The following is a 21663-nucleotide window of genomic DNA, read 5'->3' as shown; positions in this document are numbered from 1 at the left end:
CGGCGACCAACTTGACGCCTCGGCCTTCGCGCGGAGGACTGACGAATCCAGCTCTCAGGGTTTGAGGGCGCGGGTGGCGAAGTAGCCGGGGAGCCAGCCTGCGGTCGCGTCTGAGTGGTGCGGTGCCTCGTCGAACGCGGTGATCACGAAGCCGGCGGCCAGCTGCCCGCCGATCTGGTCGGCCATCGTGTGGCTGTACTCCAGCGGCGCGCTCGCTCCCCACAGCCGCCCGCGTTCCTCGGCCGGGACGTGGGTCAGATCGCTGTACGGCAGGCGGTGGCGGACGACCAGCTCGCCGCGGGTGTCCATGGCCTCGTGGTCGAACAGGTACACGTCAGGGTTGAGGAAGCCGCACAGCAGCGTTCCGCCCGGTCGCAGCACGCGGAAGCATTCGCGCCAGACGGGCGCGAGCTCGGGCACGAACAGGTTCGAGACCGGGTTGAGGACGAGGTCGAACGAGGAGTCGCCGAACTCCGACAGGTCGCGCATGTCGCCCAGTACCGTGCGCACCTCCAGACCTTCCCGCTCCGCGACCATCTGGTCCTGGGCGAGCTGCCGCGGCGAGTTGTCGAAGACCGTGACCCGCGCACCGGCCGCGGCGAGTGTCGGACCTTGCTGCCCACCGCCCGAGGCCAGGCAGAGAACGTCCACATCGGACAAGTCGGCGGGGAACCACGCGCGGTCGACCGGCCGGTACCCGATGAGCACGACGGACCAGTCACCGGCACGGGCCCGCGCGACGGTCTCGGGAGTGACCGGACGCGACCACTCGTTGCCGCTCTCGACCTCGAGGTCCCACGCCGCGCGGTTGTGCGCTACCGGATCAACATTCACGGGCACAACCTTTCAGCGGAGGGCGTTCTCGACCAGCGCGACGGTCGCGCGCGGGTCGTCGACCTGGATGACGATGCGGGAGTACTGCTCGTCGGCGAGTTCGATCACGACGGCCTTCGCCGGATCCCTGACGTCCCAGAAGATCTTCTCGCCGTCGAGGTGGAACGTGCCCGCCGTGATCACACCGGGCACGTGGGCACCCGGCGCTCGGATCCCCTTCGGATCAGCGGCGATGCCGGGGTCCGCGGTCGCGCCGCGGACGTTGACCAGCGGGATGGTCAGGCTGCTCTTGAAGGCCCAGAGCTTGTTGAGACCCTCGATCACGACCACGAGATCGTCGCCGTCGATGTGGACCAGTGCCATGTCAGTTTTCCTTTGAGTCAAGAGGATCGAGGCGTCGGGTCAGCGCGGCGCCGACACCGTCGGGGTTGCCGCGCAGGAGGATGCCCAGTGCTGAGGCCGTGAGTGCTGCGGCCAGTACGGCGGGAATGCCGAGCGCGTCGGCGATCGCCTGATCGACGGTGCCCAACGCGGCGGTCACCTCGGCGGCGACCTCTTCGTCGACCGGCGCCCGTTCGACCGCCGCGAGCAGCAGTAGACCGAGGTCGGCCGACGTGACCAGCCGCAGTACAGCTGCTGCATCCGGTGCTGCGGCGAGCGCGTCGGTCAAGGGCCGGATGTCATCGGCGAGATGGCGACGCAGCGCGACCAGGTAGAGGCCGCGCTTGCTGCCGAACGTCTTGTAGAGGCTGTTGCGATGTACGCCGAGACGCGTGACGAGGTCGTCGATCGACACCCCGTCGTACGCGTGACCAGCGAACAGTCCCACGGCGGCGCGCACCACCTCGTCCTCGTCGAACGCCCTCGGCCTTCCCACACCACGACCGTAGGTCATTAAGGAACGATCGGTCAAGAACGATCGTTCCTTAACCGCTGGGCCGGGAAGTGAGTGGTAACCAGGTGTCGTCGCCGGGGGCGGGCCAGCCTTCGATGGAAGGTCGCTCATCGGCGAGCTGGTGGAGGACGTCGAGGCCCGGGTGACGCCAGCCGGCTCTCCAGAACATGCTCCAGGGGTACAACGGTCTCGGATCTATCAGTGGGCGCAGCACGGCTCCGGGGACTTGGGCTTGGCCGGCCAGGGTCAGGACCGGAGGTTCACCGGGCCGTAGGTGATGTGCGAGTTCGTCGATACCCCTGACTCGCGGGTGCGCGGCCACCGGCTGTGCGCCGTACGACCTGAGCAGTTGCAGTGCGGCATCCTCCCACTCCGCAGTGACCTGGTCGCCGGCCTGCCAGCAGATGCTGAGTCCGCGCAGGGCTGCCATCGGCAACGGACCGGCTTCGGCGAGGTCGTGGCCGGCGGGCAGCAGGATCGCCAGCGGCTCGTGTCCCACCAGCCGATGCTGAACACCTGGAGGAAGCGTCAGCTCGCCGAGCCGGCCGAAGCCTACGTCCAGGGTGTGAGCCGCCAGTCGAGACAGTGCGGAAACGAGTCCCGACTCGTAGACGGAGTAGTACTCGAAGTCGTCCTCCAGCGAGCGTGCCGCGAGCAGCAGTCTGGCCGGAGCAGTACCGTTGCCCACCGCATCGACCACGACGCGGGTCGCCGCACCTCGCAGAGTGCCGAGCAGCTCGTCATGACTGGCCAGGAGGGCGCGGGCGCCGGTCAGGAAAGTCTCTCCGGCCACGGAGAGCGTGACGTTGCGCGAGCTCCGGTCGAACAACCGCAGTCCGAGCTGGTCCTCGAGCTTGCGTACGTCGCGGCTCACCACCTGCTGCGCGACGTACAGGCGGGCCGCGGCCCGGCCGAAGTGCAGCTCCTCGGCGACCGCCACGAAGTGCCGGACCAACCGCATGTCCAGGTTCGTCGTCATGGGCCCTTTGTACCTCGGATCGACACACATTCTGTGTCGATCGGGGCGAACAAGGTGTTGGACGACCCACCGACGGCGCGCCGAAGATCGGCGTATGGCTACTACTCACGCAGAACGCTTCCTGACCGATGGCGGCACGACCCTCTGTGCCCAGGCCTTCGGCAGCCCGAACGATCCACCCGCTCTTCTGCTCGCGGGAACCTCGTGTTCGATGGACTGGTGGACACCGGACTTCTGTCGTCAGCTCGCTGACGGCGGCCTGTTCGTCCTTCGTTTCGACCAGCGCGACACCGGTCACTCGAGCCACGACCGGCCTGGTGAGCCTTCCTACTCGCTGACCGATCTGACCACCGACGCCGTTCGGGTACTCGATGGCTACGGTCTCGCCGGCGCCCACTGGGTCGGCTTCTCGCAGGGTGGGTGGATCGCGCAGCTCGCATCGCTCGATCATCCGGACCGCGTCGATTCCCTTGCTCTGCTGTCGACTCGCCCCACCGGTCACGGTCCAGCCGATGGCGACCTGCCGGAGGTCGAGGGCCGGATCCTCAAAGCCTGGGAGGCGGCCGGACCTGATCCGGAGTGGGGAGATGCGGACGCTGTTGTCGACTATCTGGTGGACGGCGAACGACTTCTCGCGGCCGAGCCGTTCGACCTGGCCGGCGTACAGGCCGTCTGCCGGAGCAGCGTCACCAGAGGTACGGATGTTCAGGCGCAGCTCATCAACCATCCGATGGCGGACCAGGGTCCTCGGTGGCGTGAGCGGCTGCCGGAGATCGCCGTACCGACGGTCGTCCTGCACGGCAGCCACGATCCCTTGTTCCCACCCGGCAACGGCCGCGCGCTGGCGGCCGAGATCCCCGGTGCGCGGTTCCAGCAACTGCCCGGAGTCGGGCATGAGCTTCCGGCCCGGGTGCATCGAACGGTCGTCGCCGCGATCACCGGCACCATCGCCAGCCAGACGTGAGAAGGCGTGCGTGACAGAGCTCCGGTGCTGCTGAGGGTGCCGACTGGAAACTGGCTTGTTCGGAGTTGTTCCGATGGCCTGAACTCGTATCCTTTGGCGGTGGCCGCGGACTGGGTGTGGGACGAGACGCTGTTCGCTGGTGCGGCCGGTTATTACGAGCAAGGCCGGTTGAGGTACCCGGCGGCGCTGGCGGCGACACTGCGATCCGCGCTCGGTCTGGATGGCTCGGGGCGCCTGCTCGATGTGGGCTGCGGGCCGGGCACGGTCGCGCTTCGGGTGGCCCAGCTGTTCGCCGACGTGGTGGGCCTCGATCCCGACCCGGGAATGGTGGCTGAAGCGAGTCGGCTCGCGCGCGACCGCGGTGTTGCCAACGTGAGGTTCGTGCAAGCTCGCGCGGAGGAGTTGCCTGCTGAGCTGGGCAGGTTCACGGTGGCAACGTTCGCCCAGTCGTTCCATTGGATGGATCGCGTCCGGGTGGCCGAGGTTGTCGGTTCGATGCTGTTGCCGGGCGGTGCGCTCGTTCATGTCGACACGGCTGGGCAACCCTCCGGGCCGGCGCCGGTGCTTCCGTATCCGAGCCCTCCGGTGGAGGCAGTCACTGCCGTCGTCCGCGATTATCTCGGTCCGCAGCGGCGAGCAGGGCAGTCCGTTCGGGAGACGTCGCCGAGCGGCGAGGCCGAGATCCTGCGTGCCTGCGGCTACAGCGGGCCCGAGAGCGTAGATGTGCCGGACGTCGAGGTGCTGACCAGATCAACTGACGAGCTGGTCGCGGACGCACTGTCCCGCTCCTCATCGGCCCCGCACCTGTTCGGCGATCGCCTCGACAGCTTTGTCGCCGACCTGCGGGCTGTTCTTGCCGAGGCTTCGCCGGCGGACCTGTTCAGCGTGCGTCCGCCCGAGGTCGTACTCAAGATCTGGCGGCCTTTGACTTAGCCGAGGCTCCGTCTCACAGGCTGCAGCGGGCATCGGCCGGCGGGGACTTGAGGTCGAGGAGATACGCGTCGACGACGCGGTCGACGCATTTGCTGCCGCCGAGGAGGTAGGCGCCGTGCTGCTTTCCGTCGACGGTGAGCAGCTTCGCGCCCAGCGCGTCGGCCATCGCGATACCGCCCTCGTGTGGCGTCGCAGGATCACCGGTGACTGACACCACGAGAGTCTCGGGAAGGTCCTCGACCTCGGCGAGCCAGGGATCGTCGCCTGTAGCCGGTGCGGGCCACGCCTCGCACTCGCTGTGGAAGTCGCGTCCGGTGAAGACGTCGAGGTCGAACATCGGTGCCACCTCCCCGACCTTGCGCGCCAGCGCGGTGGCTTCCTCTGGCGTCAGACGCGGCCAGTCCATACAGCGCACGGCGATGTTCGTGTCGGGGTCGAGTGCGTACGCGCCGTCCGCCGTACGGCCGTAGAACGCGTCCCGCAGAGCGAGCATCTCGCCGGCCCGGCCGGCTTCGAGGGCCTTGAGCGCGGAGACGATCACAGGCCATCTCGCCTGCGAGTACAGCCCACCTGAGATGCCGAGGTAGATGTCCCAGATGCTCACCTTTCTGCCGTCGGCGGCTGACGGCCTCTCGATGAGTGGCCGGACGATCTCGTGCAGGCGATCGTTCGCGGCCGCGGGATCGGTGCCGAGGACGCAGTCGGGCGACTTCGCGCAGAACGCGGCAAGGTCGTCGAACCGCGCCTGCAGGCCGGCGAACTGGGAGAGGCGGAACTCTTGTGCCGTCAGGTCGGGTGCGATGGCGCCGTCGAGCACGATCGCGCGGACCTTGTCGGGGTACGTCGCGGCGTACATGGCCCCGAGCTGGGAGCCGTAGCTGTAGCCGAGATAGGTCAGCTTCTTGTCGCCGAGCACCTCTCGCGTGATGTCCATGTCACGCACGACGTTCTCTGATCCGGCATTCACCAGGTTCGTCACCCCGCCGGAGCCCTCGGCGCAGCGTTCTGCGAGCTCGGCCGCCTGCCCGGCGCTGGTGACGTCGTACACGACGCCGAATCGGGGCGCGGCGCCCGCGTCGTACTCCTTGTCGGTATAGCAGTCGAGGGCGGGGGTGGACGAGCCGATCCCGCGAGGGTCGAAGCCGACGATGTCGAAGCGCTTGGAGATGGGGCCGGCCTGCCACAGGGACAGGGTCGACGCGACGAGATTGGTCCCGGAGCCTCCGGGTCCGCCTGGGTCGACGAGCAAGGAGCCCTCGGCCTGACCCGTGGCGGGCAGGCGCAGGAGCGCGATGTGCGCCCTCTCGCCTTCGGGTTTGGCGTAGTCGAGCGGCACCTCGACGGAGGCGCACTGAAGCGCCGGGTTCGCGAACAGCTTGGCGTCCGCTGTGTTCGTCGCGGTGTCCTTGCACGCGCGCCAGTCGAGCTCCTGCCCGAGGTAGGAGCCGAGCCCTGCGTCCGAGCTGGAGGCCGGCGGGGGAGATGCGGGCGTGCAACCGGCGAGCACGAGGAGCGCCGACGTGGCGGCGAGCGGGGTTTTCAACACTTTTAGCATGGCCATGCCAATTAAGTTAGCACGATGATGCTAGGGATTGGTACGATGGGTTCGTGCCCAAACGAGTCGACCCGGAGGTCCGCCGGGAACAGGTCGCCGACGCCGTGATCGACGAGATCGCCGAGCACGGGCTGCGCTCGGTGACCCTCGCCCGAATCTCCGCACGCACCGGCCTGGCCATCGGGAGCATCCGGCACTACTTCGGAGACACCCTCCGCGAAGTCATGCGCTTCACGCTGAGCGTGCTCACGCAGCGCGTCGTACGGCGCGCGACGGCACTGTCCGACGACCCGGTGGCGCGGATCACCGACGCCATCGTCTTCGCCGCGCCGACCGACGACCGGGAGCGCCGGGAGAATATTGCCCTCGTCGAGTACCGCGTGATGGCGCGCACGGACCAGGAGTTCGCGGCCGACATCGCGGCATCATCTCTCGAGGGCGCAGAGGTGATCCGCTCGCTGCTCCGCGACGCGCTGGCCGACCGCACGATCGAGGAGGAAGCGCTGCGCCGCGAGGCGCTCCTGTTGTTCGCCCTGGTCGAGGGCTTCTCGTTCAGTTCCGCGCTGCTGTCCGTCACACTGCGCGAGACGGATGTCCGTGCCGTCGTGGCCGCGACCGTGCAGCGCCTGCGCGACAGCTACCCGCCCGTCGAAGAGGCCGCCGAGGACGCACGAAACTGAGGCCTCATCGACGGCCTGCAGCTGGCCGTCGGGCAGCACTGCTTGGCAAGTATTACGTAACTCCGCTGAGGTCGTTGACGGTGACGACCCGCTCCAGCTCGTCGTCGGTGAGCTGATTGATCTGCGCCTTGATTCGCTGAGCTTCTGGAGTCGTCGGGAGGACGCCGGCGAGCAGGTCGGGCAGAAGAATCTCGTACCCGGCACGGGCTCTGGGGGAGTACCTGTGCCGGGTACGGGCCACTGCCGAGGACACTCGGATCGCATGCTCGTTACCAGGCGGCACCTTCGGGCGGTCCACCTCGCGGGCGGCGAACCGGAAGCCGTTAGCCAGCTGGCACTTGGAACAGCCAGTCGGTCCCGCTCCCAGTCCTTCGCCGCACTCGCTACAGGTGAGCTGCTTGAGTGCTCCGTCCACTACCCGCCACCCGAACTCAGAGGTGTCCTGCAGCACGATCTCCGCCAGGCCCTGCTCGTCCGTACTGCCCTCTGCCCGGCAGAAGTCCCGCCACGCGGAGTCGATACTTTCCTCGACCTCCTGGAGTGCGGCCAGGAACCGCGGATGCTCCACCCGTCGCATGGCAGCAAGTCTACGATCGACGCTGACTGCACCGGGCTCAAGCCCGCGACGGAATGATTGTCATCCGTTCCATTCAACGACCGGTCGTACGTCAACGCTCCCGTACTTCGCCGTCGGGACCCGCTCGGCCCACTCCAGCGCCGTCGCCATGTCGGCGACGTCGATGACCACGAACCCGGCCACTACCGGCCCAGTCTGCGCAGCGACGCCGTCCGCGACCACCACCTCACCGCCCCGGCGGGTAAGAGTACGGCCGGCGCCGACCGCATGGAATCCTTCCGCGTACACGAACGCGCCGGAGGCCTTGACGTCGTCGTCGAAGGTGAACCACTCGGGGAGCTCAGCCTCGGTCGGACCGTCGGTGGTCGGGTCGTACTGGTAAACGAGCGCGAACTTCATGATGAGTGTCTCCTTGGTCAGCCGTGTCGCCAGCCACCGGTTGGCGGCTGACACCCACAGGTCGACCGGCGACCACCCGAATCGACATCAACCCAGAACTTCCACACCGCGGTACTCCGTCACTGCAGCCGGCCCGCGACGCCGTGTAGGTCGCCGCAACTGCGTGAGAAGGGCCTGAGATGCCATCTGTTCTCCGATCCAGTGCCTCGAGAGACCTCGCCCTCAGCTCCTCGCACTCCACGATCCCGCGCCTCTGACCTCAGTGGTGGCCGGAGGTTGGGTCAGTTGACTGGCTCGGAGAGCACTGGCGTACCGGCGAGGTCGTAGTAGGTGATCGTGAGGACCTCGGTGTCGAAGGTCCACCGTTCGATTCCGGCGGTGGCGAGGGCGCGAGACATCTCGGCGTACGAGATCTTCGCCGCGGCGTGGAGGTCGAGAGCCGCTGTCAACGCGGCGGGATCGGCGGTCGTGGCGATCGGGAAGACCTCGTGGGCGGGTGCGGTCGACAGGTGGTGGCCGTACCCGGTCCGACTGGCCCGTGAAGGTACAGGTCGGGGCCGCCACCTTCTGCGGCGACGCGGCAACGGTCACTGCGGGCGGCCGAAGCCGCGCCGGCCGGACAGTCCTGGGGATTGTGATCGGCCAGGAAGGGCACCGGCCGGTCATGAGCGACGACAAGGTCATCACTGTCAGCCGTACGATCAACGCCTCGACGAAGGAGTTGTTCGACGTCCTCACCAATCCTGAGCGGCACGCGGAGCTGGACGGCTCCGGTTTCGTGGTCAGCGACGATAAGACGAATCGGATCACTGCCGGTGGGCAGGTGTTCCGGATGAACATGACCGGTGATCACATGGGCGGTGACTACCAGACCGACAACACTGTTGTCGGCTTCGACCCGAACCATCTGGTGGCCTGGCAGACCGCGCCCGCGGGGACCGAGCCGCCGGGGTGGCAGTGGGTCTGGGAGCTCAAGGCGCTCGACGCGGGCGATACCGAAGTCACTCTGACCTACGACTGGTCGAAGGTGACCGATCGCGAGATTCTCCAGAAGGTGACGTTCCCGCTGGTCGAGCGACACCAACTCGAGGACTCCCTCGGCAACCTTGCTGCTGCCGTCGTCAAGAACTGAGCAGCCTCGGGCACGCTGGTCGGAGCTCTACTTCTTCTTCCGCAGGTCGCTTGAAGCGAAGTAGTAGACACCGGCAATGGCGATGGCGACGATCAAGGCGATCGGGATCCAGAAGATGGGTTCCATTCACCCATCTCACACCACCGCCGTAGCGGTTGGCGATCGTGTCAGGTTCCTGCCGGAATCATGGAGAGGACTTCAGTCCGGTGGCCGGGTCAGGTCGGCCACGAGCTGGTCGATGAAGTCGTCGGAGTCGTTGACGGCGCCGATCCGTCGGAGGGCCGCCGTACCAAGGTAAGCGCCGTAGCCCGCCAGGACGCGACGGCGGGCGAGGTCAGGGGGAAGCCCCAGCTGCTCCACCGCGGACTGCATGTAGGCGATGCGGCGCTCGGTGACGCGTCGCGCGGTGCCGGCGACCGTGGGATCGTCCACGGCGCTGATCAGGCGGAACGAGACTGCCGCGTCCGCCGGGTCGGCCATCGCTTCTTCCAGCAGGGTTCGCATGCGTGCCACCGGATCGGCGACCTCGTCCAGCTTGGCGATGGTCACCTCCGTCTCCTGCTCCCACCGAGCCAGTGCGGCCTCGATGAGGGCTCGCCGATCGCGGAAATGCCAGTAGAAGCTGCCCTTCGTGGCGCCGAGCCGGACCGCGATCGGCTCCACCGCGATCGCCGGCAGTCCTCCTTCAGAGAGGGCGCCCAGGGCCGCGGCCGCCCAGTCGTCCACGGACAAGCGACTGCTCACCGGTCAACTCCTTCCTTGCCGTCCGCCATACGGTGCCGTACGGTATCGGCATCAACCGTACGCTACCGTATGGAGACTGCTCATGTCCGACACAGTGCAGGAAAGCTCGAGCAGTACGGCGAACGCCGCTTCGCTCGACCGAGAGCGCGCCGGCGGCCGGCCCGTGGTCGGGGTGGCTCTGGGTGCGGTCGCAGTGGTCCATCTGGCGATCACGCCCGTGGTGTACGCCGACTCCAGTCGCAGCATCCGCGATGCCGGGATCGTCGGTTCGGTCGACGCCGACCCTGAGCTCGTCGACCTGCGCAGCGCGAGCTTCTGGTACGCCTCATCGGGATGGGCGATGCTCCTGCTCGCAGTCCTGATCGGACGCGTTGAGCGCCGCGAGGGCGTGGTGCCGGCGCCGGCGGTCTGGGGCTTGGCAGGCATCTCGCTGTGGGGCCTGCTCTTCATGCCGGTCTCGGGATTCCTTGCGCTGTTGGGCGTGGCGTCGTACGCCGGTCTGCGTCGCCGCCGGAGGGCCTGAAGCCGACCGCAGGTTCGAGGAAGCCTCTGAAGTGATCGTGCGCCTGGTTCGCTCCTGATCCCGCTGCCCGGTCCGTGTCGGACGAGGCGCCGCCCGGGCTGTTGCCAGCCCGGGCGGCGTCGCGTTCTGTGGCGGCCGCTACGGGACGCTCGCACAGTCAGGAGCTGTGCTGGCCCCGCGGGAGGTGCTTACCTGAACTGCGCGCCGGCGCGAGTTGCGTTGCCTGCGCCCGAGGGGCAGGTTGCCGACGTGAGGATGCCGTACGAGTTCCAGTTCCCGTACTGGATGGTGCCGTTCTGGCACTGCACCATGGCTCGGAACTGCGTGGTGCCGGCAGGGCCGCTGTAGCAGCGGACGAGGCCGGTCGCGCCGCTCAGGTACGCCTCGCAGTTGACGGCCGCGGCTGACGCGGTGCCGACTGCTCCGGCCGGAGCAACCCACGTGCTGTTGCTGACTGCTTCCTGGGCGGACGCCGAGGCGGGAAACGACAGGCCGAGCGCTAGGAAACACGCGGCGGAGGCGGAGGTGATGGCAGCTTGACGACGGTTAATCATGATTCCCCAGACACGATCGTGAGACAACCACCCGCCGGCGCGAGGGTCCGGGAGTGAGCATAGGAACACGCTGCGTCACGCGTAAACCATTTGCAGCGTGCTGCAAATGGTTCGAGCGACGGCGAGCAACCGTCGACGGCGCGTTGCCGAAACACCTGATCGATCGAGCTGCCTAGTCTGGGCTCGGCCCAAGCTTGAAGGAGGAGCTCGCTGATGACGGAGACCTACACGACTCGGCCGTTGTCGCCGGAGACCTGGGACGACTTCTGTGTGTTGGTGGAGGCCAACAACGGGGTGTGGGGTGGCTGCTGGTGCATGGGCTTTCATGCCGAAGGGTTCGGCGAGTCACCTCACAGCGCTGAACGCAACCGCGCCGCGAAGCGCGCCCACGTGGACCGAGGCACCGTGCACCAGATCCTCGTCTACGACTCGGACGGCACGTGCGTGGGGTGGTGCCAGTACGGAAGTCCGGCGGAGCTGCCCAACATCAAGAACCCGGCCAAGTACGCCGCCGGCAGTCCGGAGCTGCCCGCGTGGCGGATCGGGTGCATCTTCACGGGGTCCCGCCACCGCGGCCGTGGCGTCGCACGTGCGGCTGTGAAGGGCGCGCTGGATGCGATCCAGGCCGCCGGCGGCGGAGTGGTGGAGGCCTATCCGGAGCAGACCGTCGACCGCAAGCCGCAGCGTGGCGCCTATCTGCACACCGGCCCGGAGGAGCTCTACGAGCAGTTCGGGTTCGTGCGTGACCGCCAGATCGCGAAGTGGCGCTGGGTCATGCGCGCGGAAATCTGACGAGCCTCCCTGGATGGAGACGATGGCCCTGGGGGAGGGGCCGTGCTCGCGCTTCGATGCAGCGGTCAGGAGGCGGCGTCGTCCGGGCGGTCGTTCGCGGGATCCAGCGTGGCCCAGACAGCGCTCAGCCGGCGGAGGTCGTCGCCCTCGGCGAGGTGGCTCAGGGGGAGCTCGGATCGCTGACGCCCGGCAAGCGCGGCGACTGGGCGAGGCGAGCCGCGACCGCCTTCGTGCGGCCGCCGGAGAGAAGCTGTGGCGAGAGGCACTCAACCCGTCAGGCCGCTGACCGTGCGAAGCCGCGACGAGCGCAGAGCCGCCGGTGTCCTTCGGGGCCTCGGATACCGTGCCGGAGATACGGTTCGATGGTGACGAGTACGCCGCACGACCGCGCTGTGATCCCGCCGGCGATCGTGACCGGCGTCCTGGACATCGGCCGGCGCGAAGGCCGATCCATCACCTCTTGGCTGTCCGGAACCGGGTTGGAGCCGCGCCTTCTCGACTCGCCCGACACTCTCATCTCGTACCGGCAGGCCGCGACCGTGCTGCGCCGGGCGCTGAAGGACCTGCCCGGCCGCGCGCTGGGACTGGAGGTCGGGGGACGAGATGCCCTGCTCTCCTTCGGATTCGTGGGAATCGCGATGCGGTCGTCGGCGACCGTCGGCGACGCCGCCACGGTGATTCTCGACCTGCATCGTGCCGCCGGAAGCCTGCTGGACGTGGAACTCGAGAGCCTGGCCGGTTCGCACCCGGGAGGCGCCGAGCTCGCGGTGACCTTCCGTCAACGCTGGCCGGAGCCTGCTCTCGTCGAGTTTCTCTGCGAGGAGGCCATGGCCAGTACGGCGGTGATCTTCCGGTCGATGCTCGGCGCGACCTGGTCGCCCACCCGGTTGGACCTTGCGTACCCGGCACCGCCGTACGGCGCGCGCTATCACCGCTTCTTCCGGTGCCCGGTCCACTTCGGTGCGGACGCCCACCGGCTGGTGATGCCGGCCGAGCTGCTGAACCACTCCCTGGCAACGCCGCACGAGCCGACCCGAGCAGCTGCGCTGGAGGTCTCCCGCCGCCTACTGGCCCCCGACGGAGCCCCGCGCGACGTCGTCGCGTCCCTGGAGATGCTGCTCGCCGGCAACTTGCGCCGGCAGTTGACGATGGCGGAAGTGGCGCGGCACCTGCACGTCACCGAACGGACCCTCCGGCGCAGTCTGGCCGAGTCGGGTGAGCGCTTCAGTGCTGTTCGGGACCGGGTCAGGGAGCGCCACGCGACGCTCCTGCTGCAAAGGTCGGAGCTGGCGGTGCGCGAGATCGCCGGCGAGGTGGGGTTCAGCGAAGCGCGGGAGTTCCGCCGGGCCTACGTCCGCTGGACCGGGCGAACCCCGTCACAGGTCCGGAGATCCGCCACTTCCTGACCCTCTGTTCAGGAGCGGTCCAGCTCTTCGTCGGTGATCCACGAGCCGTGGAAGCCGGTCGGGACCCTCCGGGGCAAGGTCACGGAGGCGACCGGCTTTCCGCCGACATCGGTGGCGTCGAGCACCAGGAGTTTCGAGCCCCTGCCGTCACGCCGATTGACGACGCTGAGCAGCCACCCGTCGTCCTCGGCGCGTCCCGACGCCGCGGAGGGGACGAACACGGCTTCGCCGGCGACCACGTCGCGCCCGAGTGCGTGTTCGGCGACGACGCCGGCCTCCGCGTCGAGCTTGACGATCGCCGTCGCGTGGAGATCGCCACCGGACACCGCGTAGCGGTAGCGGGCGAGCCGCCCGACGCGGTCGTCGTCGAGGGTGGGGAACTCGATCCCGCGGTCGTCCAAGGTGGTCTCGGTGACGCGGCCGGTCGTGGGGTCGAGCACCCAGCGATGGAGGCGCGCTTTGCCGGTCCGCGCCGCGGCGACGCCGGGACCCGCCGGGTCGGGGTGCCAGGGAATTCCGGTCGACGCACTGGGGTCGCCGATCCCCGTCCAGGCCAGCGCGGCGTCTTCGCCGGCGTAGCGGGCCGCGTCGAGGACGACTCGTCCGGCGGGGTCGGTGTGCGCGTTGCCGACGTGGAACACGTACGCCGGGTCGACGTCGTACCAGCGGACCTGGCCCGGGCGGTCGAGCGGCATGACGCCGATCCGGGCGCCGTAGGACTCGTCCCAGTCGTAGGGGAGTGGGTGACCGATCCGCTGCGGGTTGAAGGTCATCGGGAGGTCGAGGAAGACGGCGTGCTGCTCGGTGATGGCGAAGTCGTGCATCATCGTCGGGCCCGGAACGTCGATCGGAGCGCTGGTCACCAGCTCACCGGCCGCCGAGAGCTTGTGATAGGTGACGAACGGCGCGGTCGCGGCGTACCCGAAGAAGTGCAGTTCCCCGGTGCGCGGATCGGCCTTGGGGTGAGCGGTCATCGCGGTGGTGAGCCGGCCGCCGAAGTCGTTGCTGCCCAGCGTTTCCAGCTCCGGAGTGATCTCGTACGGGAACCCGGCCTCGATCAGGGTGAGGATCTTGCCGGCGTGGGCGATGACGCTGGTGTTCGCCTCGATGGCGGTCAGATCGATCGTGCCGTCGGGGCCCATGTACTCCTTGCCCTGGAGTGCGCTCGTGCGAACCCAACGGTTGCGGTACCACCGCGCACGACCTGCTTCGAGGCGGATGCCGTGCACCATTCCGTGGCCCGACAGCCAGTGCTTGGAGGGTTCGCCGGGCAGTGGGTTGGGGCCGTTGCGCAGCAGGCGGCCGACCAGTTCGGGTGGCAGTGCGCCCTCGACCGGCAGGTCGACGGCGTCGATCTCGTCGGGAACCGGGGCGAGGTGACCGGTCACGTGCAAGGGAACGGATGTCAAGTCGAGGTTTTCCATGCCGTCCAGTGCAGCAGCGCGCCCGCGGGGAGAAGGAGGGGCGGAGCGGTCAGCAAGGGGGGCAGACCGGACGGGTCCGATCAGCATGACTGGCGAGCGGCTGGTGCCGTCGTCTCATTCGGCCGGCTGATCGGCGTTGGTCCGGTCCAGGCTGGCGCCGACCGCATCGCCGATCCGGCGGAGGATGTCGAGGTCTCCCGGTTCGAGCACATCCACGAAGAACTCACGTACCGCGGTGACGTGCGCGGGTGCGCTGGCGACGACCTTGTCGTAACCGCTCTGGGTCAGGGTCGCGTTGGTCCGCCGGCCCGACCCCGGCACCCGGCTGCGCTGGAGAAAGCCCCGTTTCTCGAGCCGGCCCGCGACGTGGGACAGGCGAGACAGCGAGGCCGAGGTGCGGGCGGCGACGGTACTCATGCGCAGTGTCCAGTCGTCGGCCTCGGACAGCGTCGCGAGCACCGTACTCGAAGAAGGTCATTCCGGCGTCGCGTTGCATCCGGGCGTTGAGCGCGGCGGGCAGCCTGATCATGACCGCCGCGTTCGCCCGCCACGCCGTCTGCTCGTCGTCGCTGAGCCAGTCCGCCGCCGGGGGCACGGCGCAGTTCTTTGCCGACACCGCCGAGAGGAACCCCACCGGACGCGTCGGCGCGCCGGCAGCTGCTGCCAGGTGCTTGCTCCAGGCAACTGTCTTCGGAGGTCGGCTTCCCGGCGTTCTGGGTTCAGAGGGCCGCGACGATGTCGATCTCGACGAGAAACAGGGGCGAGTAGAGCGACACGACCCCGATGAGGGTCTGGGCCGGTGGCGGCGTCGTCGTACCTGTCCTGAGTGCTGCGAAGATCGGGTCGACCACCTCGGGCCGGTAGCCGGCGATGTAGATCGTCTCCTTGACCACCCGGGACCGGTCGGTGCCGACTGCGGCGAGCGCGGTGTCGATGTTCCGGACGATCTGCTCGGCCTGCTTCCCGTGATCGCCTTCGCCCACCAGTTCCCCGGCGGCGTTCCAGGCAACCTGTCCGGACAAGTACACGAGGCCGGCCTTCTCGGCAACGACGGCGTGGCTGAGTACTCCGGGCAGCGGATGGAGTCCTTCGGGGTCGAGATGACGAAGCGACACGATGGCCACCGGTCCTTTCTTCAGGGGCTGACGATCGGTCAGGTGGTGGCAAGGCGACGCACCATGGCCTGAAACTGGATCTGTTCCGCCGGACCCAGGGCGGCGAGGAAATGACCATCGACTTCGGCGACTCGTTCGGCCAGGCGGCAGACAACTGATCGCCCGTGCCCGGTGATCATGATCAGGTGGGCCCGCCGGTCCGTGGGGTCCGGCACGCGCCGGACCAGTTCGGCTGTTTCGAGGTCGTCGATCAGATAGGTCAGCACGGTGCGGTCGATGCCCAGGCGCCGGCCGATGTGGTTCTGGCGCTCGGCCGACTGCGCGGCGACGACCAGGATCCGGTACCCGCGGATCTTCCCGGGCACAGCGCCGAGCACGTCGTTCACCAGCGCGGCGTGCTCACGCTCCGCGGTGCGCAGCAGCCGGCCGAGGTCTGTCGCGAGCGCCGACGTCCGCCGCGAACGCTCCGTCGCGTCGACTGCCATGGCGACTTCCTCGCTGTCCTGATCCTCGAGTGCTGTGACAGGTCCACGGTAGGAGTCGGTTGTGCGTCGTACGATGATGATCCGGCGCATTTTCATCACTGATTGGTGCACCGCGAGCTAGGCTGGCGAGCGTGGATCTGCTTGCGGATGTGGTGTCCATCGGCGGTGTGCACGGCACAGTGGGTGCGCGGATCGAAGGAGCCGAGCCGTGGGCGCTGCAGTGGCCCGACAGGCCCAGCGCGGGGTTCTATGCGCTGACCAGCGGTACGGCGTTGCTGGGCGTTGCGGGCCGGGAGCCGCTGCGGTTGCAGTGCGGAGACGTCGTTCTACTGCCGAGCGGTCTGCGGCACGTCATCGGCAGCCACCGGGGTGCCATGACGCCGGCGTACGACCCGATTGCGCTCGAAGCGGCCCAGCGCCGGGGAGAAATCCTCCAGGTCGGGACCGGTGAAGTCACCGCCAGGATCCTGGCGGCCACCTATTCTCAGGATCCGGTCGTCTCGACGCAGGTCCTTGCGCGGTTGCCGGAGGTCGTTCATCTTCGGTCGGCAAGCCTCGGCAACTCCGTCGACGAGTCCGTGAGCTTGCTGGCCCGGGAACTCGCCGAACCTCAGCTGGGGAGTGCGATCGTCCTGAATCGGGTGGTCGACGTCCTGCTGGTTCAGCTTCTTCGGGTCTGGTTGGCCACCCGGCCCGAGGCAGCGCGACGGACGTGGCTCGGCGTTTTGGGCGACCCACTGCTCACCACGGCCGTCACCTTGCTCCACACGGACCCGGCGCGCCGTTGGACGACCGAACTGCTGGCTGCCGAACTCGGAGTTTCCCGCGCGACTCTGACCCGCCGTTTCGTCGGTACGACGGGCCGGGGTCCCAGCGCCTACCTGACGCACTGGCGAACGGACCTGGCCGCTCGACGCCTCCGCGACACCGACGACACGCTGGAATCCATCGCCCGCTCCGTCGGCTACGCGTCGGGGCGTGCCTTCAGCCGTGCGTTCAGCCAGATCCGAGGGCAGTCGCCAGGACGCTTCCGGACCGAGTCACGATCCACCCTGCCCAGGATGGATCGTGCTCTGGTCAGCGATTGACCGGTACGCTGCGAAGTCGCCGACGCAGCCGGCTGTGAGGCTGGGTCTGCGCCCAATCGCGGCGCGGGCTTTGCGTCCGCGGACGACCTGTTCAGCTGGTTGGTTGCCTGCTCGGTTCGGGTTCGAGGTCGACCTCGACGATGTGGATCCGGATCTGTGCGGGGGTGTCGGTCACGGCGCTGACCGCGGTGAGCACCGCGTCGTGGACGGCCTGGCCGACCTGGGCGGCGTGGTGGTGGATGCTGACCACGATCCGCAGTTCGATCCGGAGTTGGTGATGGTCGGTGCGGAAACCGGCGTCGACGCCGCCGATGTCCGGGAGCTTCTTGCCGGTGGCCTGGGTCCAGGCCTGCGCGGCGAACTGCCGCAGCAGCCCCCACACGCCAGGCTGAAGCCGGACGACGCCTGGGACCGCGCGAGCTGCCTTCGCGGCGGCGTCGGCGGCACGGATCTCGGTCAGCAGGCTTTCCGGCACCAGGTTGCCCGGGACCCAACTCGTGGTCATCGCAGCTCCTCCTGTCCATCGGAATCGAGCCAGACGTCCACAACCTCGAAGTCCAGCGTCTCCAGTTCCAGGCCGATCCGTTCGGGCAGCGCGGCCGCGACCCGCACGCGAGCTTCGTCCAGGGCCGAGACCTGCCCGGACCCGAACCGAACAGCGACCGACATCCAGACCCTCACCGACTGAGGGGCGTCCGGGGAGACCTCGATGCGGCACTGGTGGGCACGGACCCCGTCGACGCCGTCAACGGCGTAGCGCAGTACGGCGGCCAGGGCGTGCGTGGAGATGTCGATCTGCGCCGTGGGGGCCGGCAAGGGAATGGTCCGGCCGAGGCTGAGGTCGGCGCGGACTGCGGTCATGATCTTGTCGAGGAATCCGGCGGGTGGTTGCGCCGGGTCGTCGATGAGCGCGCGGGTGGCTTCGGTGAGTTCGTCGAGGCCGGCTCGGGCGGTGGTGCAGTGCGGGCAGTGGAGTGAGTGGTCGGTGACCCGGCCGGCCTCCATGTCGTCCCAGACGTCTTCGACGCTGCGACCGCAGGGCAGCAGGTGCCCAGTCTCTTGGGTGGACTGGCTGTTCCGGGGGGGATCTATCTCCATGGCTTCATCACCTCCGCTAGTTCTGCTCGTGCTCTGGCTATTCGTCCTCTGACTGCTGTCGGGGTGGCTTCGACGAGTTCGGCGATCTCCTGGTAGGAGCGGCCGTGGACCTCGCGCAGCAGCCAGCATGCGCGTTGTGGTGGTGGTAGTTGCGCCAGCGCCAGGGTCAGGGCTTTCATCGCTTCGCTGTTGTGGACGGCGCGTGCTGGGTCTGCGTCGGCGCCGGTGTCGATCGGGGTGTTGTGATCGTCGAGTTCGTCAACGGGTTTGCGGCGCTGGAGGACCGTCAGGCATCTGTTCGTCGCGGTCCGGTAGAGCCAGCTGCCGAACGCGCCGTCGTGCTGGATCTCCGGGAGCCGGCGCCACGCGGTCAGGAACACCTCCTGGGCGACGTCTTCAGCTTCGCCGCTGGCGCCGTTGAGCATCCGCAGGCACAGGGAGTAGATGCGCCGTTGGTAACGGCGGACCAGCATCTCGAATGCGGCAGGGTCCCGGTTGCGGGCCCGGGCCACCAAGGTGGCTTCGTCGAGCTCGACCAGTCCGCTTGATCCGCCGGGGGCGTCCGGTTCACGAGTTCCCGTCGGTTGCCGCGGAACTGTGGTGTCTGCCGGTCCCACCGGTGTCCTCCCTTAAGTGCCTCGCAACAGAGACCGTGGCCGGGCTCCATTGAAGTTGAGACGACACCACCCTCGCAGATGTCACGGTGCGAGCCGTGATCGCGGTGGTGACAGTGCTCACAGGCACCCGACCGTGACATCAGCTCGCCGGGTGCTGTCTTCAGGGCAACTGATCGTCCAAGTACCGCTTCGCATCCTTTGAGGAGAACGCACTCATGTGGGCCTTCCTGTCGCGTCGTTTCCAGCTCTGGCTCGTCCTGGCCGTCGGCGCCCCGCTTGCCTCGTGGCTGCTCGGCCGGATCGGCCGCGAACTCGAGACCCGCAACGGACCGACCCGGGTCAGCAACGTTCTCCGCAAGACCAGCACCACGATCGCCGGCAAGGCCCGTGGGCCGCTCGCCCGTGACAACGGACACACCGGTCAGTCCACCGACCGACCGTGACGAACCAGCTCCAGCTGATGTCCAACCAGCAACACACCAATCCGAACCACGACCCGAAGGACCATCCGATGGCTGACACCACTACTGCTCCCTCCACCGACACCACCCTCATGCCGGCCGACCCGGCCACCAAGGACCTTGTTGCTGACAGCAACCTGAGCGACTCCCACGGCAAGACCACCATCGCCGACATGGTCGTCTCCAAGATCGCCGGGATCGCGACCCGTGAGGTCGCCGGCGTCTACGACCTCGGCGGCACCGCGGCCCGTACGGTAGGCATGCTGCGGGAGCGGATCCCGGGCTCGAAGACGAACCTGTCGCAGGGCGTCTCGGTCGAGGTCGGCGAAACACAGGCCGCGATCGACCTGCAGATCATCGCCGAGTACGGCGTCAGCATCGCCGACCTGGCCACCGGGCTGCGCCGCAACGTCATCAGCGCGGTCGAGCGGATGACCGGCCTGGAGGTCACCGAGGTCAACATCGCCGTCTCCGACATCCACCTCGAAGGCGAGGACGACGACACCACCGACGCCGACAACGAGCCTGCCGAGCGGCGCGTCCAGTGACCGTCTCACCGTTGACGTAACCGTCGAAGACGTCGCGTCACCCAGCACGGCCTGATCGACCACCGCACGACTGCTGTACCTCGGCACCGGGCACGGAGCCCGGGCCCCTTTCTAGGAGTCCCCTCGTGAACACCTCGACCATCGGCCTGCTCGTCGGCCTGCTGATCGCCATCGCCGCGGCAGCCGGCGGTATCGGCGGATTCCTCCTCGCCCTCGTCCTGGGCGCCGTCGGGTTCGCCGCCGGTCGCTACCTCAGCGAAGGCAGCAAGGGTTTGGACGACCTGATCTCGCGCCGCGGCCGTGGCTGACACCGCCACCCTCGCGCCGCCGGCCGTCCACGACGTCTCCGCCATCGTGAACGTCGCTGAGCCCGGCGCGAGGGGCACCTTGGAGATCAGCCCCCGGGCGGTCGAGCGGATCGCCGAGGCGACCGCGCTGCTGGCCCCAGGTGTGATCCGGCAGGAAGCGACCTTCGGGCGCGGCCTGCCCAAGGCCAAGGTCCAGCTCGCCGGACAGCGAGTCCGCGTCGACGTCGAGATCGCGGTCGAGTGGGGCTACCCGCTGGCCGACCTGGCCGCCGAAGTCCGCGGCCGACTCACCCGCACGATCAACGAACTGACCGGGCTCGGTGTCGACAGCGTCAGCGTCGACATTTCCGCGGTCGAACTCCCCACCACCGACAGCCAGGCGAAGAACAGCCCGAGGAGGGTCGTATGAGCAGCACCTCCGCCAAGAAGCCCACCGCAGCACCTGCTGCCGCGACCGTCGGCATCGTCACAGCGCTCGCCGTCACCGCGATTGGTGCGGTCGCCGTTCGCGACACCCTCGTGTCCACCGGCACCATCAACGGCGCCCCGTGGATCGAGTGGCTGCTCGGCAAAGCCGAAGTCCTCAAGCCCGTCGACTGGATGATCCCCGCCGGGATCGCCGCGCTGCTGATCGGCGTCTGGGTCCTGATCGCGGCGGTCAAGCCGCGCAAGGCCACTCACCTGTCCGTCGGCGATGCCGGTGTGTGGATCCGCAGCCGTGACGCCGCCCGACTGGCCACCAACACTGCGGCGGGCGTCGATTCGGTCACCGCCGCGGGGACCAGGGCCAAGGGCCGTAGGTTGCGGGTGACCGCGACCGCGACCGGCGACGTGGCCCGCGTCCGAGACGACCTGACCACCGCGATCGGGCAACGGCTCCAGACCGTCACACCGAATCCCCGGGTCCGCACCCGAGTCACTGTCGAGGAGAACTGACATGCGTCGTGGACTCATCGCCTTCGACCGCTTCGCCGGGCTGATCATTGCCGTCGTTCTGATCGCTGCCGGCGCCGCGGCGCTCGGCTGGCGCTACGACCAGATCCCTGATGCCGGCAACCGGCTTGAGATCGCCGGCCTGACCGACCTGCCCCAGATGTCATGGTGGCCGTGGGCAACAGGCGCCGGCGGGGTGCTCCTGGTCGTCCTCGGCCTGACCTGGCTTGCCCGGCACCTACCGCGCCGCGGTACCGGACAACTGCGCCTGGCCGGCAGCGACGACACCGGACGACTCACCACCGACGCGAACTCCGCCGCCGCCACCGCAGGCAAAGTGCTGGCTCAGACCCCCGGCGTCCGGGACGGCTCGGGCCGGGTCGTGCTCGACCGCGGTCAGCTCGTCGCCGAACTCACCGCGACCCTCGAACCCGGCGCCGACCTCGACGCAGTACGAGCTGCCGCCGAATTGGCCAGCAGCGAACTCGGCCAGGTGATCGGTCGCGACGACCTCTACCACCGCGTCGAGTTACGGGTCGCACGCGGCGACAAGACCCCCACCGCCGGCCGCGTTCAGTAGACCCGACCGCGGCCACGGCACCACGGCCCTCGGCTTCGG

31 protein-coding genes are annotated in these 21663 nt (G+C 68.5%); 14 read left to right on the top strand and 17 right to left on the bottom strand.

Annotation, left to right across the window (positions count from 1 at the left end):
* Positions 1-54: 54 nt before the first annotated feature.
* Genes HDA39_RS12165 through HDA39_RS12150 form a run of 4 tightly spaced genes read right to left on the bottom strand, consistent with a single transcriptional unit; the run spans position 55 to position 2708 of the window.
* Positions 55-834, bottom strand: coding sequence for a methyltransferase domain-containing protein (locus HDA39_RS12165; RefSeq protein ID WP_184795330.1), 780 nt, complete (start codon positions 832-834; stop codon positions 55-57).
* Positions 835-846: 12 nt separating this feature from the next.
* Positions 847-1197: a hypothetical protein gene (locus tag HDA39_RS12160; protein ID WP_184795329.1), complete on the bottom strand. Its 351-nt coding sequence runs from the start codon at positions 1195-1197 to the stop codon at positions 847-849.
* 1 nt (position 1198) lies between these two features.
* The gene (locus HDA39_RS12155) at positions 1199-1711 is read right to left on the bottom strand and encodes a TetR/AcrR family transcriptional regulator (protein ID WP_337925718.1); all 513 of its coding nucleotides are present in this window, start codon (positions 1709-1711) and stop codon (positions 1199-1201) included.
* A gap of 49 nt (positions 1712-1760) precedes the next feature.
* The gene (locus HDA39_RS12150) at positions 1761-2708 is read right to left on the bottom strand and encodes a LysR family transcriptional regulator (protein ID WP_184795327.1); all 948 of its coding nucleotides are present in this window, start codon (positions 2706-2708) and stop codon (positions 1761-1763) included.
* A 94-nt stretch (positions 2709-2802) separates the two neighbouring features.
* On the opposite strand from HDA39_RS12150, the gene HDA39_RS12145 reads away from it, so the two are divergent.
* A complete protein-coding gene (locus tag HDA39_RS12145; RefSeq protein WP_184795326.1) occupies positions 2803-3672 on the top strand; it encodes an alpha/beta fold hydrolase in 870 nt (289 codons plus the stop codon).
* A gap of 99 nt (positions 3673-3771) precedes the next feature.
* Positions 3772-4605 (top strand): methyltransferase domain-containing protein, encoded by an 834-nt coding sequence (locus tag HDA39_RS12140; protein ID WP_184795325.1) that lies wholly within the window; start codon positions 3772-3774, stop codon positions 4603-4605.
* Between the two features lie 13 nt (positions 4606-4618).
* Here HDA39_RS12140 and HDA39_RS12135 read toward each other — a convergent pair whose 3' ends face one another.
* Positions 4619-6148, bottom strand: a complete 1530-nt coding sequence (locus HDA39_RS12135; RefSeq protein WP_184795324.1) for an alpha/beta hydrolase — start codon at positions 6146-6148, stop codon at positions 4619-4621.
* A 65-nt stretch (positions 6149-6213) separates the two neighbouring features.
* Between HDA39_RS12135 and HDA39_RS12130 the strand changes: the two genes are divergently transcribed.
* Complete coding sequence (locus HDA39_RS12130; protein ID WP_184795323.1) at positions 6214-6840, top strand: TetR family transcriptional regulator C-terminal domain-containing protein; 627 nt, start codon at positions 6214-6216, stop codon at positions 6838-6840.
* Positions 6841-6892: 52 nt separating this feature from the next.
* Here the strand turns inward: HDA39_RS12130 and HDA39_RS12125 are convergent, their stop codons facing one another.
* The 3 genes from HDA39_RS12125 to HDA39_RS12115 form a co-directional block, all read right to left on the bottom strand.
* Positions 6893-7417: a hypothetical protein gene (locus HDA39_RS12125; RefSeq protein ID WP_184795322.1), complete on the bottom strand. Its 525-nt coding sequence runs from the start codon at positions 7415-7417 to the stop codon at positions 6893-6895.
* Between the two features lie 60 nt (positions 7418-7477).
* Positions 7478-7816, bottom strand: a complete 339-nt coding sequence (locus tag HDA39_RS12120; RefSeq protein WP_184795321.1) for a YciI family protein — start codon at positions 7814-7816, stop codon at positions 7478-7480.
* A gap of 281 nt (positions 7817-8097) precedes the next feature.
* The gene (locus HDA39_RS12115; RefSeq protein ID WP_184795320.1) at positions 8098-8400 is read right to left on the bottom strand and encodes a DUF1398 family protein; all 303 of its coding nucleotides are present in this window, start codon (positions 8398-8400) and stop codon (positions 8098-8100) included.
* A gap of 80 nt (positions 8401-8480) precedes the next feature.
* Here HDA39_RS12115 and HDA39_RS12110 point away from each other — a divergent pair, with 80 nt between their 5' ends.
* Entirely contained in the window at positions 8481-8948 is a 468-nt protein-coding gene (locus HDA39_RS12110) for an SRPBCC family protein (RefSeq protein ID WP_184795319.1), read from the top strand.
* A gap of 198 nt (positions 8949-9146) precedes the next feature.
* Here HDA39_RS12110 and HDA39_RS12105 read toward each other — a convergent pair whose 3' ends face one another.
* On the bottom strand, positions 9147-9692 hold the full coding sequence (locus HDA39_RS12105) for a TetR family transcriptional regulator (protein WP_184795318.1): 546 nt from the start codon (positions 9690-9692) through the stop codon (positions 9147-9149).
* 82 nt (positions 9693-9774) lie between these two features.
* Here HDA39_RS12105 and HDA39_RS12100 point away from each other — a divergent pair, with 82 nt between their 5' ends.
* Positions 9775-10215, top strand: a complete 441-nt coding sequence (locus HDA39_RS12100) for a DUF6463 family protein (RefSeq protein ID WP_184795317.1) — start codon at positions 9775-9777, stop codon at positions 10213-10215.
* A 188-nt stretch (positions 10216-10403) separates the two neighbouring features.
* On the opposite strand, the gene HDA39_RS12095 is transcribed toward HDA39_RS12100, so the two are convergent.
* On the bottom strand, positions 10404-10769 hold the full coding sequence (locus HDA39_RS12095) for a hypothetical protein (protein WP_184795316.1): 366 nt from the start codon (positions 10767-10769) through the stop codon (positions 10404-10406).
* A 213-nt stretch (positions 10770-10982) separates the two neighbouring features.
* On the opposite strand from HDA39_RS12095, the gene HDA39_RS12090 reads away from it, so the two are divergent.
* The gene (locus tag HDA39_RS12090; protein WP_184795315.1) at positions 10983-11561 is read left to right on the top strand and encodes a GNAT family N-acetyltransferase; all 579 of its coding nucleotides are present in this window, start codon (positions 10983-10985) and stop codon (positions 11559-11561) included.
* Positions 11562-11926: 365 nt separating this feature from the next.
* Positions 11927-12967, top strand: a complete 1041-nt coding sequence (locus HDA39_RS12085) for an AraC family transcriptional regulator ligand-binding domain-containing protein (protein ID WP_184795314.1) — start codon at positions 11927-11929, stop codon at positions 12965-12967.
* Positions 12968-12975: 8 nt separating this feature from the next.
* Here the strand turns inward: HDA39_RS12085 and HDA39_RS12080 are convergent, their stop codons facing one another.
* The 4 genes from HDA39_RS12080 to HDA39_RS12065 all read right to left on the bottom strand — a co-directional run bounded on the left by HDA39_RS12080 (position 12976) and on the right by HDA39_RS12065 (position 15991).
* Positions 12976-14391, bottom strand: coding sequence for a carotenoid oxygenase family protein (locus tag HDA39_RS12080; RefSeq protein ID WP_184795313.1), 1416 nt, complete (start codon positions 14389-14391; stop codon positions 12976-12978).
* 114 nt (positions 14392-14505) lie between these two features.
* Complete coding sequence (locus tag HDA39_RS12075; RefSeq protein WP_202892968.1) at positions 14506-14850, bottom strand: MarR family winged helix-turn-helix transcriptional regulator; 345 nt, start codon at positions 14848-14850, stop codon at positions 14506-14508.
* A 260-nt stretch (positions 14851-15110) separates the two neighbouring features.
* On the bottom strand, positions 15111-15506 hold the full coding sequence (locus tag HDA39_RS12070) for a Rid family hydrolase (RefSeq protein WP_202892967.1): 396 nt from the start codon (positions 15504-15506) through the stop codon (positions 15111-15113).
* Between the two features lie 38 nt (positions 15507-15544).
* On the bottom strand, positions 15545-15991 hold the full coding sequence (locus tag HDA39_RS12065) for a MarR family winged helix-turn-helix transcriptional regulator (RefSeq protein WP_184795312.1): 447 nt from the start codon (positions 15989-15991) through the stop codon (positions 15545-15547).
* A gap of 131 nt (positions 15992-16122) precedes the next feature.
* On the opposite strand from HDA39_RS12065, the gene HDA39_RS12060 reads away from it, so the two are divergent.
* Positions 16123-17079 carry a cupin domain-containing protein gene (locus tag HDA39_RS12060; RefSeq protein ID WP_184795311.1) on the top strand — a complete coding sequence of 319 codons (957 nt, stop codon included), beginning with the start codon at positions 16123-16125 and terminating at the stop codon, positions 17077-17079.
* Positions 17080-17170: 91 nt separating this feature from the next.
* On the opposite strand, the gene HDA39_RS12055 is transcribed toward HDA39_RS12060, so the two are convergent.
* The 3 genes from HDA39_RS12055 to HDA39_RS12045 are packed head-to-tail and all read right to left on the bottom strand — an operon-like array spanning position 17171 to position 18794.
* On the bottom strand, positions 17171-17584 hold the full coding sequence (locus tag HDA39_RS12055) for an Asp23/Gls24 family envelope stress response protein (protein ID WP_184795310.1): 414 nt from the start codon (positions 17582-17584) through the stop codon (positions 17171-17173).
* Entirely contained in the window at positions 17581-18177 is a 597-nt protein-coding gene (locus tag HDA39_RS12050) for an Asp23/Gls24 family envelope stress response protein (protein WP_184795309.1), read from the bottom strand. Before HDA39_RS12050 ends, HDA39_RS12055 begins: the two co-directional genes overlap by 4 nt.
* Positions 18168-18794, bottom strand: a complete 627-nt coding sequence (locus HDA39_RS12045) for a sigma-70 family RNA polymerase sigma factor (protein ID WP_202892966.1) — start codon at positions 18792-18794, stop codon at positions 18168-18170. Before HDA39_RS12045 ends, HDA39_RS12050 begins: the two co-directional genes overlap by 10 nt.
* Positions 18795-19009: 215 nt before the next feature.
* On the opposite strand from HDA39_RS12045, the gene HDA39_RS12040 reads away from it, so the two are divergent.
* The 6 genes from HDA39_RS12040 (at position 19010) to HDA39_RS12015 (ending at position 21624) form a co-directional block, all read left to right on the top strand.
* Positions 19010-19237, top strand: coding sequence for a hypothetical protein (locus HDA39_RS12040; RefSeq protein ID WP_184795308.1), 228 nt, complete (start codon positions 19010-19012; stop codon positions 19235-19237).
* Between the two features lie 68 nt (positions 19238-19305).
* The gene (locus HDA39_RS12035; RefSeq protein WP_184795307.1) at positions 19306-19803 is read left to right on the top strand and encodes an Asp23/Gls24 family envelope stress response protein; all 498 of its coding nucleotides are present in this window, start codon (positions 19306-19308) and stop codon (positions 19801-19803) included.
* A 125-nt stretch (positions 19804-19928) separates the two neighbouring features.
* Positions 19929-20111 (top strand): hypothetical protein, encoded by a 183-nt coding sequence (locus HDA39_RS12030; protein ID WP_184795306.1) that lies wholly within the window; start codon positions 19929-19931, stop codon positions 20109-20111.
* Entirely contained in the window at positions 20104-20520 is a 417-nt protein-coding gene (locus HDA39_RS12025; protein ID WP_184795305.1) for an Asp23/Gls24 family envelope stress response protein, read from the top strand. Before HDA39_RS12030 ends, HDA39_RS12025 begins: the two co-directional genes overlap by 8 nt.
* A complete protein-coding gene (locus HDA39_RS12020) occupies positions 20517-21047 on the top strand; it encodes a DUF6286 domain-containing protein (protein ID WP_184795304.1) in 531 nt (176 codons plus the stop codon). The genes HDA39_RS12025 and HDA39_RS12020 overlap by 4 nt, the downstream gene beginning before the upstream one ends.
* 1 nt (position 21048) lies before the next feature.
* Entirely contained in the window at positions 21049-21624 is a 576-nt protein-coding gene (locus HDA39_RS12015) for a hypothetical protein (protein WP_184795303.1), read from the top strand.
* Positions 21625-21663 lie beyond the last annotated feature (39 nt).

The organism is Kribbella italica (genome assembly GCF_014205135.1).
Classification (GTDB): Bacteria; Actinomycetota; Actinomycetes; order Propionibacteriales; family Kribbellaceae; genus Kribbella; species Kribbella italica.
Note: the sequence above shows the minus strand (reverse complement) of the source record. Positions and strands in the feature narration are given on the sequence as shown.

Coding starts and splice junctions, on each gene's coding strand:
- HDA39_RS12055 (WP_184795310.1), bottom strand. CDS start 17,584: ATGACCACGAGTTGGGTCCCGGGCAACCTGGTGCCGGAAAGCCTGCTG.
- HDA39_RS12020 (WP_184795304.1), top strand. CDS start 20,517: ATGAGCAGCACCTCCGCCAAGAAGCCCACCGCAGCACCTGCTGCCGCG.
- HDA39_RS12080 (WP_184795313.1), bottom strand. CDS start 14,391: ATGGAAAACCTCGACTTGACATCCGTTCCCTTGCACGTGACCGGTCAC.
- HDA39_RS12065 (WP_184795312.1), bottom strand. CDS start 15,991: ATGGCAGTCGACGCGACGGAGCGTTCGCGGCGGACGTCGGCGCTCGCG.
- HDA39_RS12120 (WP_184795321.1), bottom strand. CDS start 7,816: ATGAAGTTCGCGCTCGTTTACCAGTACGACCCGACCACCGACGGTCCG.
- HDA39_RS12160 (WP_184795329.1), bottom strand. CDS start 1,197: ATGGCACTGGTCCACATCGACGGCGACGATCTCGTGGTCGTGATCGAG.
- HDA39_RS12050 (WP_184795309.1), bottom strand. CDS start 18,177: ATGGAGATAGATCCCCCCCGGAACAGCCAGTCCACCCAAGAGACTGGG.
- HDA39_RS12110 (WP_184795319.1), top strand. CDS start 8,481: ATGAGCGACGACAAGGTCATCACTGTCAGCCGTACGATCAACGCCTCG.
- HDA39_RS12100 (WP_184795317.1), top strand. CDS start 9,775: ATGTCCGACACAGTGCAGGAAAGCTCGAGCAGTACGGCGAACGCCGCT.
- HDA39_RS12095 (WP_184795316.1), bottom strand. CDS start 10,769: ATGATTAACCGTCGTCAAGCTGCCATCACCTCCGCCTCCGCCGCGTGT.
- HDA39_RS12040 (WP_184795308.1), top strand. CDS start 19,010: ATGTGGGCCTTCCTGTCGCGTCGTTTCCAGCTCTGGCTCGTCCTGGCC.
- HDA39_RS12150 (WP_184795327.1), bottom strand. CDS start 2,708: ATGACGACGAACCTGGACATGCGGTTGGTCCGGCACTTCGTGGCGGTC.
- HDA39_RS12035 (WP_184795307.1), top strand. CDS start 19,306: ATGGCTGACACCACTACTGCTCCCTCCACCGACACCACCCTCATGCCG.
- HDA39_RS12125 (WP_184795322.1), bottom strand. CDS start 7,417: ATGCGACGGGTGGAGCATCCGCGGTTCCTGGCCGCACTCCAGGAGGTC.
- HDA39_RS12015 (WP_184795303.1), top strand. CDS start 21,049: ATGCGTCGTGGACTCATCGCCTTCGACCGCTTCGCCGGGCTGATCATT.
- HDA39_RS12090 (WP_184795315.1), top strand. CDS start 10,983: ATGACGGAGACCTACACGACTCGGCCGTTGTCGCCGGAGACCTGGGAC.
- HDA39_RS12145 (WP_184795326.1), top strand. CDS start 2,803: ATGGCTACTACTCACGCAGAACGCTTCCTGACCGATGGCGGCACGACC.